11 protein-coding genes and 1 other RNA gene are annotated in these 12693 nt (G+C 38.0%); 6 read left to right on the top strand and 6 right to left on the bottom strand.

Annotation, left to right across the window (positions count from 1 at the left end; genetic code table 11):
- Positions 1 to 91: 91 nt before the first annotated feature.
- Together BM141_RS13955 and porQ are read right to left on the bottom strand one after the other, a co-directional pair.
- Complete coding sequence (locus BM141_RS13955) at positions 92 to 1561, bottom strand: DUF1501 domain-containing protein (protein ID WP_091546910.1); 1470 nt, start codon at positions 1559 to 1561, stop codon at positions 92 to 94.
- Between the two features lie 77 nt (positions 1562 to 1638).
- The gene (porQ, locus tag BM141_RS13950; RefSeq protein WP_091546712.1) at positions 1639 to 2700 is read right to left on the bottom strand and encodes a type IX secretion system protein PorQ; all 1062 of its coding nucleotides are present in this window, start codon (positions 2698 to 2700) and stop codon (positions 1639 to 1641) included.
- 377 nt (positions 2701 to 3077) lie between these two features.
- Here porQ and BM141_RS13945 point away from each other — a divergent pair, with 377 nt between their 5' ends.
- From BM141_RS13945 to BM141_RS13935, 3 genes are all read left to right on the top strand, one after another.
- Complete coding sequence (locus BM141_RS13945; RefSeq protein WP_143090935.1) at positions 3078 to 3695, top strand: hypothetical protein; 618 nt, start codon at positions 3078 to 3080, stop codon at positions 3693 to 3695.
- A gap of 195 nt (positions 3696 to 3890) precedes the next feature.
- Complete coding sequence (locus tag BM141_RS13940; protein ID WP_091546707.1) at positions 3891 to 5201, top strand: amidohydrolase; 1311 nt, start codon at positions 3891 to 3893, stop codon at positions 5199 to 5201.
- A gap of 101 nt (positions 5202 to 5302) precedes the next feature.
- Positions 5303 to 5995 carry an NUDIX hydrolase gene (locus BM141_RS13935; RefSeq protein WP_091546704.1) on the top strand — a complete coding sequence of 231 codons (693 nt, stop codon included), beginning with the start codon at positions 5303 to 5305 and terminating at the stop codon, positions 5993 to 5995.
- 13 nt (positions 5996 to 6008) lie between these two features.
- On the opposite strand, the gene BM141_RS13930 is transcribed toward BM141_RS13935, so the two are convergent.
- A complete protein-coding gene (locus tag BM141_RS13930; protein ID WP_091546702.1) occupies positions 6009 to 6893 on the bottom strand; it encodes a YihY/virulence factor BrkB family protein in 885 nt (294 codons plus the stop codon).
- Positions 6894 to 6990: 97 nt separating this feature from the next.
- On the opposite strand from BM141_RS13930, the gene BM141_RS13925 reads away from it, so the two are divergent.
- The 3 genes from BM141_RS13925 (at position 6991) to BM141_RS13915 (ending at position 9753) form a co-directional block, all read left to right on the top strand.
- Positions 6991 to 7812, top strand: a complete 822-nt coding sequence (locus BM141_RS13925; RefSeq protein ID WP_091546699.1) for an MOSC domain-containing protein — start codon at positions 6991 to 6993, stop codon at positions 7810 to 7812.
- Positions 7813 to 7968: 156 nt separating this feature from the next.
- Positions 7969 to 9120 carry a 2-isopropylmalate synthase gene (locus BM141_RS13920; protein ID WP_091546696.1) on the top strand — a complete coding sequence of 384 codons (1152 nt, stop codon included), beginning with the start codon at positions 7969 to 7971 and terminating at the stop codon, positions 9118 to 9120.
- A 282-nt stretch (positions 9121 to 9402) separates the two neighbouring features.
- Positions 9403 to 9753, top strand: a complete 351-nt coding sequence (locus BM141_RS13915) for a hypothetical protein (RefSeq protein ID WP_091546694.1) — start codon at positions 9403 to 9405, stop codon at positions 9751 to 9753.
- 97 nt (positions 9754 to 9850) lie between these two features.
- On the opposite strand, the gene hisS is transcribed toward BM141_RS13915, so the two are convergent.
- From hisS to rnpB, 3 genes are all read right to left on the bottom strand, one after another.
- Positions 9851 to 11188 (bottom strand): histidine--tRNA ligase, encoded by a 1338-nt coding sequence (gene hisS / locus BM141_RS13910; RefSeq protein ID WP_091546691.1) that lies wholly within the window; start codon positions 11186 to 11188, stop codon positions 9851 to 9853.
- A 116-nt stretch (positions 11189 to 11304) separates the two neighbouring features.
- Positions 11305 to 11715, bottom strand: coding sequence for a hypothetical protein (locus BM141_RS22990; protein WP_091546687.1), 411 nt, complete (start codon positions 11713 to 11715; stop codon positions 11305 to 11307).
- A 107-nt stretch (positions 11716 to 11822) separates the two neighbouring features.
- An RNA gene (gene rnpB / locus BM141_RS13900) (RNase P RNA component class A) lies at positions 11823 to 12212 on the bottom strand.
- Positions 12213 to 12693: the final 481 nt, after the last annotated feature.

Below are 12693 nucleotides of genomic sequence, written 5' to 3'. Positions count from 1 at the left end.
TTAGCTATTAGCCTAAATAACAAAAAAACTGTTCATGAGTTGCTCATTTTTATTATTTTAACAATTAAAAAAATTAAATCATTTCTGTATTTTAGGCTAAAATACCTTTGACTACCTTCCCGTGTACGTCAGTAAGTCTATATCTGCGTCCTTGATGCTTAAAAATCAGTTGCTCATGGTCAATACCTAAAAGGTACAAAAGAGTGGCTTGAAGGTCATGCACATGCACTGGGTCTTTGGCTATGTTATAGGAAAACTCATCAGTTTCCCCATAGGTAAATCCTTTTTTTACCCCTGCTCCTGCTAAGAATATAGTAAAACAACGAGGGTGGTGGTCTCTGCCATAGTTCTCTTTGGTGAGTTTGCCTTGCGAATAATTGGTTCTGCCAAACTCTCCCCCCCAAATGATGAGTGTATCATCAAGTAAGCCTCTCATTTTTAGGTCTTTGATAAGAGCGGCAGTAGGTTGGTCTATGTCCCTTGCTTGTCTTTTGATTTGGTTTACGCAATCCCCATGCTGGTCCCATCCTGTATGGTAAAGTTGAATGAACTTTACATCTCTCTCTGCTAATCGTCTTGCTAATAGGCAGTTGGCGGCATAAGTTCCTGCTTTTCGCGAATCAGGTCCGTACATCTCAAAGATGTACTCTGGCTCTTTGGATAAGTCCACAGTTTCAGGAATAGAGGTTTGCATTCGGTATGCCATTTCATACTGGGCGATGCGTGTAATGATTTCAGGGTCGCCAAATGTTTCTAATTGCATTTCTTGCAGCTGTTTGAGGTGGTCAAGCATATTGCGGCGCGTCATCTGCGTCATGCCCTCGGGGTTGTTCAGGTACAGCACTGGGTCTTTCCCAGCTCTGAACTGTACTCCTTGATGTAGAGAAGGAAGAAAACCATTTCCCCACAAGCGAGAATAAAGAGGCTGGTCGCCGGTATTGCCTGTACCTTTGGAAAGTAAAACACAAAAGGCAGGAAGATTGTGATTATCAGAGCCTAAGCCATAGCTTAGCCATGCTCCTATGCTTGGACGTCCTGGCTGCTGAGAACCTGTTTGGATAAAGGTAATAGCTGGGTCGTGATTGATAGCTTCCGTGTGCATAGATTTAATAAAGCACAACTCATCTGCTACGGTAGATAGATGTGGCAAGATTTCGCTCAGCCATGCGCCACTTTGCCCGTATTGCTTAAAAGAATAAAATGAAGGAGCGAGAGGAAAAGAAACCTGACCAGCAGTCATACCTGTTAGACGCTGACCATTACGCACAGATTCAGGAAGTTCCTGCCCAAACATTTTGGTTAAAGTGGGCTTGTAATCGAATAAATCTATTTGCGAGGGTGCGCCGCTTTGGTGCAAATAAATAACTCTTTTTGCTTTGGGAACAAAATGAGGCTTGCCTAATGCACCACCTTCCATGAGTGGCTGAGGAGTAGTATTTTTACCAAAAAGGGCAGAAGGAGTAAGCAAGGAAGCCAATCCTACGCTACCTATGCCTAAACTTAGTTTGGAGAGGAAGTGCCTACGATTAGAGGCAAACTCGAGGTCATGGAGTTCATTCATATCTACTATCAAATTTTGACCAAGATAAAAATTTTTCTTTGTATATGAAAAATTTATTGGCAAATACTATATATGTTTCATTCCACAACCTTCTTTTTTTTCCCTGCTAAGCTATGCGTATTCAGGCTGACCGCAAAGCAGTTGATGCCCCCAGACAAGTGCTGAATACTACGACTGTAAGCTATTTCTATATTTTTTACTCTCAGCATAAAGCCAAATGATAAGCCTACTAAGGCACGCCTCATCTCTACGCTAAGTTCGCTCCTTCTTAGGAAATTGTATCCCAACCTAATATTGAAGTTTTGGCTAAAAAGCAGCTCTGTGCCTATCACCACCCGCCTACTAATTTTATCAAACAGGCTTACACTTTGCTTTACTTCATTGCCAAGTGCATCGATAAGCCCTTTCCTATTAGGGTCATTGTAAACTATATCTGCTACAGGGAAAAGTTGATGAGTAGTCAAAGAAAAGCGCATGGGCATCTGCTCTGGGCGATAAGAAAAGCCTATTTGAGCATCAAAAGGCATAGAAAATTGGGAGAGGTCAGTATAATTACTTAGTGCGAAGCCTATATTCTTGATAGCAAGGGCAAGCTTAAAATCTTTTTCAGGGTGTATAAATGCCCCAGCTATATCTATTAACATTCCGAAAGAGGAGAAATTGGCGATAGACGAGCCAACCAATTTGAGATTTGTTCCAAGCGTAAAAGGAGTGATACGGTGTGCGTAGGAAATCGTCAATGCGTAATCTCCTGCTGAGAAAGAGCCTGTGCTGCTCCCTGCGGGGTCAAATCCGTCAAAGCTACCATAGCCAAGATACTGAACCCCAAGACGCAAGAAGCGAGTAGCAGAGAGATTTTTCTGGAAAGCCAGCGTAGAGTAGGTGCTGCCAGCATTAAGCGTAAAAAAGTTGAGTTGTAAGTTAGTTGCATGTGCCGTATCTACCAGAGAGGGATTAGCCCAAAACATACCTAAATCTTTGGCATCAGCCGTTAAGTTCACGCCCCCTAAACCTAAAATACGGGCATTAGAAGCAAGGTGTAAAAAGCTAAAATGTTGTTTTCCGCCAAGTTGAGCATAGAGAGGAAAATACCACCAAAGTAAGATTGATAGAAAGAAGGCTAATTTTTTTATTTTCATTGTCTTGCAAAAGTTTGAGAAAGAAATCAAAAGAAAATTTTGATGCCTATATTTTATACTAAATTATACAACAGGGCTTATATATCGCAATTATTTCAATGTTTTGTATAAATGTATTGCTATGCAAAGTTAAGCATGATGTATTTTATAAAACTTTTTGTTGGACATTAACATTTTATTCAGTTGAAAATTGTTAAAACTTTCCAAATAGGTCTTGATTTTGTAAATGCTTTTGTAAGAAAACAGCGAAAAGTTTAAAAAAATGTTAATATTTGCTGTTTTAACGATTTGTTTTTACCAAATTTCTATTTTTGTAGAATTAGGTAATATCAAAATCGAGTAGAAATTATTTATTCACCAAATTCACAACAATTCCTATGGCAAAAAGAATCTTGTTAAGTACCCTAATGACATTATTGATGGTTGGTTTTAGCTTTGGACAAACTCAAACGCCAGAAGCAAAGGCAAAAACAAAAAGTGAGAGCGTAGCAAAATTTATAGATGCTACTATTAAGAACAAAGCCATCGCTGAAAAGAAAACACCAGACCCTAAAGCAGTCGTAAGTGCTGCACAGAAAAAAAGTCTTTTAGAAGCATATACAGAATACTATGCTGCTATTCAAGCCTTTAATGATAAAAAAGCAGGGCTTATCAAAATGGCAGCTGACGCAAAAGCTAAAGCAGATGTCTTGAACGCAAGAATTGCTGCTTTCAATGAAAAGTACGGTTCTCCTAAAGAGGTAGCAGATGAAGAAGAGGCTAAGAAGATAGAAGAAGCTAAAAACAAAGAAAACGCAGAAATAGAAAAAATGAAAGAAGAGCTGACTAAGATGCAAGAAGAAATCAGTAAAGAACAAGAAGAAATCAAAAGCTTTGATGCAGATGGCATAGAAGATAAATTAGATGAAAATGTAAAAAAGATTTTAAATGCTGAGCAAAATAAAGCTTATGAGGAGATGAAATCTAAGCAAAAAAGTGGGAAAAAAGGTAGCTAATTGACTGCTAATAAATAACTTGTAGCTATTACATTAAAGGCAAACATTCCCAAATAAAGAGGAATGTTTGCTTTTGTTTTATTTTGATAGTTTATTCTTTATCTTTGATAGGCAAATCAGTATTTAGCTTTAACTAAGGACTTAAAACTTGTATCTTTTTGATTACCAATTTATCAACATCAAACTATTAAATCTATGAAATACCTTTTCTTAGTTCTAACTGTGGCACTTGTAGGCTCTTCCCCTACTTATGCACAGAAAAACAAACTCTCCAAGCGTATAGAAGTGATGGCTCAGGAAATAGAACCCAAAGTCATTCAGTGGCGTAGGCATTTTCATCAGTTTCCTGAACTTTCTAATCGCGAGTTTAAGACCGCAGAAAAAGTAGCTGAACATCTGAGAAATTTGGGTTTGAAAGTCCAAACCAATGTTGCAAAAACAGGAGTTGTAGCCCTTTTGGAAAGTGGCAAGCCTGGTCCCGTGGTGGCTTTGAGGGCAGATATGGACGCACTGCCCGTAGTTGAGCGTGTAGATTTGCCTTTTGCCTCCAAAGAAAAATCCACTTATAACGGGCAAAATGTAGGAGTAATGCATGCTTGCGGGCATGATACACATGTAGCAATTTTGATGGGAGTGGCAGAAATTTTGACCTCACTCAAAAGTGAACTTACAGGCTCAGTCAAGTTTATTTTCCAACCAGCAGAAGAAGGCGCACCTGAAGGCGAAGAGGGAGGAGCAAGCCTCATGGTGCAAGAAGGCGTATTGGAAAACCCCAAAGTAGATGTCATCTTTGGTCTGCACATCAACTCTATGACCGAAGTAGGCAAGATTCGTTACCGTCCAGAGGGTACTATGGCAGCTTCCGACCGATTTACTATCAAGGTCAAAGGTAAACAAACTCATGGAGCAAGCCCATGGGCAGGCATAGACCCAGTAGTGGTTTCTGCACAGATAATCAATGGCTTACAAACTATTATTAGTCGTCAAACCCCTCTGACAGAAGATGCCGCAGTCATTTCTGTGGGGGCTATCCACGGTGGAGTTCGTAATAATATCATTCCTGAAAGTGTAGAAATGGAAGGTACTATCCGTACCCTCAACAATGAAACCCAAAACCAAATTCATCAAAAAATAGAACTCACTGCGCAAAAAATAGCTGAAAGTGCAGGAGCATCTGCCGAAGTAAAAATCCAGAGAGGGAATCCTGTTACCTACAACGACCCTACACTTACAGAAATGATGGTGCCTACTTTGGAGGCAGTAGCAGGGAAAAGCAACGTATCTTTACAAAAAGCCGTAACAGGGGCTGAGGATTTTTCTTTTTATGCCCAGAAAATACCTGCTTTATTCTTCTTCTTAGGAGGTATGCCCAAAGGAAAAAATCCAGAAGAGGTCGCCCCACATCATACACCTGATTTTTATATAGATGAAAGTGGAATGTTGCTTGGCGTAAAAGCCTTGTGCAACTTGACTTTGGACTATATGGAGATAAAGAAGAAAAAATAAAAGATATTTTTGATGAAAATTTTGTAAAATCCAAAAAAACAAGATAGCTTAGTGTAAAAATAACACTAAAAATTTATCACTAAAATTTATTACTTATTGGCATGTACACTTACGAATACCCTCGCCCTGCACTCTCGGTGGACTGTGTCATTTTTGGTTTAAATGATGACGAGCTAAAAGTATTGTTGATAGAACGCGCTCATGACCCCTATGCAGGTTATTGGGCTTTCCCCGGTGGGTTCGTAGATATGGACGAGACTACAGAGGAAGCGGCAAAAAGAGAACTCCAAGAAGAAACAGGCATACAAAATATGTATATGGAGCAGCTCTATACTTTTAGCGATGTAAACCGCGACCCAAGAGGGCGAGTGGTAAGCGTAGCCTATTATGCCTTAGTAAAGCTAAGTGATTTTACCAACCAAGTGCATGCCTCCTCCGATGCCAAACGCGCAGAGTGGTTCCAAGTAAACCATCTACCTCCTTTGGCTTTTGACCATGCCAAGATTTTTGAAGTAGCTTTTAATCGTTTAAAAGGCAAAGTGCGTTATCAGCCTATTGGGTTTGAACTGCTTCCAGAAAAATTTACCCTTAGCCAGCTACAAAAGCTATATGAACTTATCTTAGATAAAGAATTGGATAAACGCAATTTCCGCAAAAAAATACTTAGCATGGGACTGTTAGTTGAACTTCCAGAAAGACAAAAAGGCGTATCGCACCGCGCCGCCAAACTGTACAAATTTGATAAGATAAAGTACAAGGAATTGGAGGCAAAAGGCTTTTCTTTTGAACTCTAAGACAAATAACTTGTTAATCTTCTTCTACACCCAATTTTTCTCCCCTATGCTTAGCATACACTTTTATAAATTCTGCTCCTATAAATACCATAAGTGAAGAATAATATACCCAAATCAGTAGAGTCGCCAAAGAAGCCGCAGTACCATAAACCGAGCCAACGGAAGTACTTGATAGATACAAACTAATGAGCCAACGACCTACCATGAGTAGGAGTGTAGTGAGTAAAGACCCCCAAAGTACATACTTCCACTGTGGCTGGGCATCAGACAAAAGTTTGAAAACCATTACAAAAAATAGAAATAATACCAAAATGGGTATTAGCCCGTTGAAAAGCTCAACGACAATCTTAGGAAAATAAATAAACTCTATGATAAAATCGTAAAGAGAGTTTAAGACAGCGTTTACTATTAAAGTCGCAATGAGTAAAATTCCCATAAGAAAAATAGCAAGCAGACTAATCAGCCTCTGTATTACCAAACTCCAAAAGCCCTTTCTTTTACTTTCGCTTACATCCCAAACTTTGTTGAGAGAGTTGTGTAAGACTGCAAAAACCGTAGTTGCTCCTATCAGTACCGTAACAGCACTAACGATAGTTACCGTAATGCCGTGTGTACTAAAAGAAAAGTTGTCCAATAAACTTTGAATTAAATCTGCCGCTTTCAAATCAGTAGTAAGTTCGGCAACATAATCGTAAATATGTTTTCTAATAGTCTGTTTTTCAAGAAAAAAGCCTGCAATAGCAATTAAAATAATTAGCATAGGTGCAAGAGAAAAGGTAGTGTAATAGGCTAATGCCGCACTCATGGTGAAGCAATCATCCTTCAAAAACTCATTGACAAGGTCTTTGATGAAGGGAAAAAGTCGCTTTTTTAAGTATTGCAGTGGATTGAATTGCATATATGTATTGTTTTTGCCAATTTTGTAGAATAGCTTTATACGATTCTACTTTTTTAAACAAAACGAAGGTAAGCAGATTTTAAGACAAACTTGCATAATGAAAAATATATATACACTTTCTCATATTTGCATTTATCCTGTCAAGTCTTTGGGAGGCATGGCATTGCCCGCTGCCAAAGTAGAGCAACGAGGGTTGCAACATGACCGCAGATGGCTCTTGATAGACAAAGATAACAGATTTCTCACCCAAAGAGAAAACCCGCGAATGGCACTGATACAGGTAGCCTTAGAAAAAGAAAATTTGTTATTTGTACACAAAAACTATCCACAAGAAATATTCAAACTTCCTTTTCAACTTGTTGAAAATAAGGAAATAAATGTTACTATTTGGGAAGATACTTGCAAGGCAAATCCTGTTAGCCAAGAGGCTGACGAATGGTTTAGTGAAGCCTTAGGGGTAGATTGTCGCTTAGTAAAAATGGCAGAAGATGAAAAACGCTTAGTTGACCAAGACTATGCTTTCAAAGGAGAAATCGTGAGTTTTGCTGATGGGTATCCCTTCCTAATTATTGGGCAGAGTTCCTTAGATGATTTGAATAGTAGATTAGAATACCCTGTGGAAATGAGGCGATTCCGACCTAATTTTGTTTTTGAGGGAGGTTTACCTTACGAAGAGGAAACTTGGAAAAGATTTTCTATTGGCTCAGTGGATTTTTTGGGTGTTAAACCTTGTGCGAGGTGCGTATTGACTACGGTCAATCCTGAGAAAGGAGAAATCGATAGCAAAGAACCCTTGCGAACTTTGGCAAGTTACCGAAAATCAGGCAATAAAATTCTTTTCGGACAAAATGTGCTTCCTGTAACATTAGGAGAAGTAAAAATAGGAGATAGCTTGATAATCAAGGAGATAACTATTTAAGGTAATCATGGTTTTCATTTTGTTTTGAGTTCTAATTAAGAAATTTTTTATTTTTTTTGACTATTATTTATTTTTTAGACTATCAGTCATTATTTTTACGCATAGTTAGCAAATCTACATCAAATCGCTGAGTGAAAAAAACTTCAAAATAAAAATATGGATAACAAAGTTTATGTTTTTGATACTACCTTGAGAGATGGCGAGCAAGTCCCAGGTTGTCAGTTGAACACAGAAGAAAAAATTGAATTAGCCAAAGAGTTAGAGTACTTAGGAGTGGACATCATAGAGGCAGGTTTTCCTATTTCCAGCCCTGCCGATTTTCGGTCTGTCCAAGAGATTTCCAAAGTAGTGAAAGAACCTGTTATTTGTGGTCTGAGTCGAGCAGTAGAAAAAGATATTCAAACAGCAGCAGATGCCTTGGTATATGCCAAACGCAAGCGTATTCATACAGGTTTGGGAGCATCTGACTTTCATATTCAGCATAAGTTCAGGAGTACACGCGAGCAGATTTTGGAACAGGCACAGCGAGCCGTAAAATTTGCCAAATCTTTAGTAGAAGATGTAGAGTTTTATGCGGAAGACGCAGGACGAGCAGACGTAGTATTTTTAGCACAAATGATAGAATTGGTGATAGCAGCAGGAGCTACAGTAGTCAATATACCTGACACTACGGGCTATTGCTTGCCGCATGAGTACGGAGAAAAAATTAAATATCTGAAAGAAAACGTAAAAAACATAGATAAAGCCATTATCTCTGTGCATTGCCATAATGACTTAGGCTTAGCAACGGCAAATTCTGTCTATGGGCTAATGAATGGGGCAAGACAGGTAGAGTGTACGATTAACGGCATAGGTGAAAGAGCAGGAAATACCTCCTTGGAGGAGGTGGTCATGGTGCTAAAAACCCATCCATATTTAAACCTTCAAACCAACATCAATACCCAGCACTTAAATCCTATTAGCAAAATAGTTTCCCGTACTATGCGCATGCCCGTACAGCCTAATAAGGCTATCGTAGGTGCAAATGCTTTTGCTCACTCCTCTGGAATCCACCAAGACGGGGTACTGAAAAATAGAGAGAATTATGAAATCATAGACCCCGTGGAAGTAGGTGCGGGGGATAGCCAAATCGTACTGACGGCAAGAAGCGGAAGAGCCGCCTTAAATTTCCGATTAGAGAAACTGGGTATCAATTTGGGTAGAGAAGAGTTGAACGAAGCCTATGAAAGATTTTTGGTCTTAGCAGATAGTAAGAAAAATATCACGGACGCGGACTTAGAAGAATTAGTTGAAAAACAATTGGTATAGTCGTTTTTTATTGGTAGGTATAGAAAAGCCTGTTGATTTTCAATAGGTTTTTCTTTTTTTGATATACGTGATGCTTCTTTTAAAATAAAGTATGCGAATAATTGTTCTCCAAAATTGGACGCCACAATCGCCGATAGCATAGTTTCAAATTATAGCATGGATTTTGATTTATTATAAATATATTTTCACTATTTAAAGTTTCATCATTCAAGTAATGTAGTTGAAAGGAAAGAGCAATAAGGAATTACTGTTTTAGTGTTTTACTTTATCTAAGAAGCGTTTATGAAATATATTTTAAAATCCTTACTCCTAATTTTTACTTTGTGCTTAGCAGTTTGCTTAGCTTCGTCAAAATCATCTAACTACAATGAATCACGCATAAAGATTGTCAATAAAAGTTCATGGGCAATAGACCATATTTATTTTTCTCCTGTGGACAAAAATACTTGGGGCAAGGATATTTTAGGGAAAAATGAGGTCTTAGAACCAAATGAATCTATTACCGTGCTTGTAGATTGTGATATTTGGGACGTTAAATTTGTGGCAGCCGACGGGGCTGTATGCATAGTAGAAGACGTAGATATTTGTGAGATAGAAGGCGTATGGACTATAGATGACCTTGGGTGTGAATGAGAAAACTATTTGGCTTATTTATTTCTAAAAAAAACTTATGAGATATAGACTTTCAATGGTTCATCTCATAAGTTTTTGTATTTCAGTAAAAATTAGTTCAGTTCATCAATTTCTGCATGATTTCTTCTGCGTATAGCTTTTCTTGCTCTCCTGTAACCATGTTCTTAAAAGTCAATTTACCTATTTGCATTTCTTCAGACCCAATAAGTACAGCATAAGGAATACGGCGTTTGTTAGCATAATCCATTTGTTTTTTGATTTTCGTGGGTTCTGGATAGAGTTCTGCATGGATGTTAAAATCCCTCATTTTTCTCAATATAGGCATGGCATAGAGGAGATTTTCATGGTCAAAAGTAACTATTAAGACTTTGGTTTGATTGCCGCTTAGGTCAGGGAAAAGTTGTAATTCCTCTAACACATCATATATCCTATCCGCGCCAAAAGAAATACCTACCCCTGACATTCCTTTTAGCCCAAAAAAGCCTGTCAGGTCATCATAGCGACCTCCTCCCCCTATGCTTCCCATTTTTACGTTCTTAGCTTTTACTTCCAGAATACAGCCTGTGTAATAATTTAGCCCTCTGGCTAAGGAATAATCTATCTCTATTTGATTGACCGTCTCAATATTTTTAAGCAAGTGAAGCACGGTTCTGATTTCTTCTGCTCCTTTTTTCCCTATCTCATTCTCCTCAAAGAAATATTCTAAGTCATCAGCATTGAGGGAAATAAATTGTTTTATTTTCTCACAAGCTTGCACGCTTAGACCTTTCTCAACCAATTCTTTTTCTACTCCTTCCCATGCTATCTTGTCTAACTTATCAATCGCAATAGTTATATCTATCAATTTATCAGGTGCTTGTATTACTTCTGATAAGCCTTGTAATATTTTCCTATTATTGATTTTAATAGTAACGGGAATCCCCAATTTAGCAAAAACCTCATCATAGATTTGTATTAGCTCCGCTTCGCAGACCAAAGAATTTGTGCCTATCACATCGGCATCACATTGGTAAAACTCGCGGTATCGTCCGTGCTGAGGGCTATCCCCGCGCCATACAGGCTGGATTTGATAGCGTTTGAAAGGGAAAGCTATCTCGTTCTGGTGCATAACTACATAACGAGCAAAAGGTACGGTCAGGTCATAACGCAAACCTTTCTCAGAGATTTCATAAGTCAATTTTTTATAGTCAGTGAGCTGAGAGGCATTTTTTAGAAAATCACCAGAGTTGAGGATTTTGAAAAGTAAGCGGTCTCCTTCCTCTCCATACTTGCCCATAAGCGTGCTGAGGTTCTCTAAAGTAGGAGTTTCTATGGGCTGGAAGCCATATTTGACAAATACTTTTTTAATAGTATCAAAAATATAATATCTTTTGGCTAATACCTCAGCGTTAAAATCCCTTGTTCCTTTGGGAATACTTGGTTTTTGAGCAGACATTTTGAGCGATTTAAAGGATTGTCGATTTTTTACTTAGAAAGCAAGTGTCTTATGAAAAAGAAAACACAAGGAAAACCCCTGTGTTTTAAGTAACATAGTTTTATATTTAAGAAAGATTAGAAGGAGTCGTCCCAAGAATCTTCTTCTTCTTCTTCAAAATCATCCTCGAAGTCATCATCAAACTCATCATCATAAAAATCGCTATCATCAAACTCCTCGTCATCGAAGTCCTCATCGTCAAAGTCTTCGTCATCGAAGTCCTCATCGTCAAAGTCTTCGTCATCAAAGTCGTCATCGAAATCATCATCAAAATCGTCTTCATCATCAAAATCGTCCTCGTCTTTTGCATTTATGACACTAAGTATTTCAGAAGGGAAAATAAGGTCATTTTCTAAAAAAGCTAATGGAAGTTGGTCAGTGAGCATACTTGTTAATTCATCATTCACTGACTTATTTTCTACTTCTGAGGAAACAGAAATTATATTCTTACCAGTAGCAAGTATAGAGTTTAAGTAATTGATGCTCATTGTTTTAAAGAATATATTTTTACAATACAGTTTAGATAGGTTTTTGTATTAGATACCCAAAAGTAATAAAGTTTTCATTTAAAAAAATAAAAGAGAAAAAATTTTTCAAAAAAAACAAGCCTATAAGCCGAATTCTGTACTGCAATGCAGTTCTTATCATTTATCTTGACTTGTCGTCGCCGACAAGTTCATGCGACCTACCCGCCTACTTGGACGCGCAACCCTTCATTTCTTTCCCAAGAGAAAGAAAAACGCAGGCTTATTTGGTCTTGCAACCCATAAGGTTTACCTTGCCAAGTGCATCACTGCCCTTGCGGTGCGCTCTTACCGCACCTTTTCACCCTTACCTATGTCCTAAGACAAAGGCGGTATATTTTCTGTGGCACTTTCTGTCAGCTCTATCCAAGCTGCCTTCCTGTTAGGAAGTATGGTGCGCTGCGTTGTTCGGACTTTCCTCTTTTGCTGTATTGTGCAAAAGCGATAAGACGGCTTGTTTTTTACAAAAATACTTACTTTTTGCATAACAAATATATTTCTGCATTAAATTCCGTGAAATGAATATTTCTTTTCGCTTGCTGTACTTCTGCCATTGACTTACTATCTTAGCAAAAGTCTATTCTTTGAATTAGGTGATGATTCCAATTGTATGATGGTATTTTATCTACTGTTATCAATTTGATGAGAAAAGTGTTTTTTTGAATAAAAATCTGTGTTTATCAGCCAAATCCGTATTATCGGTGTTCTATTTTGGAACACTGATGAAACAGATTGTACCGATGAGAACGGATTTTTTTAAACACATAAAATTATCATACATTTGAAAGCACCACCTTGAATTAAAGCATACTTATTTATTTTATTTTTTAATTTTGCCCTGCCTAATCCAACAATCAAAATGAGAAACATTTTTGAGCATCTTTCAAATAAACCCTATTACTTACTCTTTTTATCTCTCAGCAGTGGGTTATTAGCGGGCTT

This window comes from Thermoflexibacter ruber, assembly GCF_900113045.1.
GTDB lineage: Bacteria > Bacteroidota > Bacteroidia > Cytophagales > Thermoflexibacteraceae > Thermoflexibacter > Thermoflexibacter ruber.
This window is presented reverse-complemented; position numbering and strand designations above follow the sequence as displayed.

What these genes read in the sequence shown, in the direction of transcription:
- BM141_RS13955 (WP_091546910.1), bottom strand. Translation starts at nt 1,561, where the DNA reads ATGAATGAACTCCATGACCTCGAGTTTGCCTCTAATCGTAGGCACTTC.
- porQ (WP_091546712.1), bottom strand. Translation starts at nt 2,700, where the DNA reads ATGAAAATAAAAAAATTAGCCTTCTTTCTATCAATCTTACTTTGGTGG.
- BM141_RS13945 (WP_143090935.1), top strand. Translation starts at nt 3,078, where the DNA reads ATGGCAAAAAGAATCTTGTTAAGTACCCTAATGACATTATTGATGGTT.
- BM141_RS13940 (WP_091546707.1), top strand. Translation starts at nt 3,891, where the DNA reads ATGAAATACCTTTTCTTAGTTCTAACTGTGGCACTTGTAGGCTCTTCC.
- BM141_RS13935 (WP_091546704.1), top strand. Translation starts at nt 5,303, where the DNA reads ATGTACACTTACGAATACCCTCGCCCTGCACTCTCGGTGGACTGTGTC.
- BM141_RS13930 (WP_091546702.1), bottom strand. Translation starts at nt 6,893, where the DNA reads ATGCAATTCAATCCACTGCAATACTTAAAAAAGCGACTTTTTCCCTTC.
- BM141_RS13925 (WP_091546699.1), top strand. Translation starts at nt 6,991, where the DNA reads ATGAAAAATATATATACACTTTCTCATATTTGCATTTATCCTGTCAAG.
- BM141_RS13920 (WP_091546696.1), top strand. Translation starts at nt 7,969, where the DNA reads ATGGATAACAAAGTTTATGTTTTTGATACTACCTTGAGAGATGGCGAG.
- BM141_RS13915 (WP_091546694.1), top strand. Translation starts at nt 9,403, where the DNA reads ATGAAATATATTTTAAAATCCTTACTCCTAATTTTTACTTTGTGCTTA.
- hisS (WP_091546691.1), bottom strand. Translation starts at nt 11,188, where the DNA reads ATGTCTGCTCAAAAACCAAGTATTCCCAAAGGAACAAGGGATTTTAAC.
- BM141_RS22990 (WP_091546687.1), bottom strand. Translation starts at nt 11,715, where the DNA reads ATGAGCATCAATTACTTAAACTCTATACTTGCTACTGGTAAGAATATA.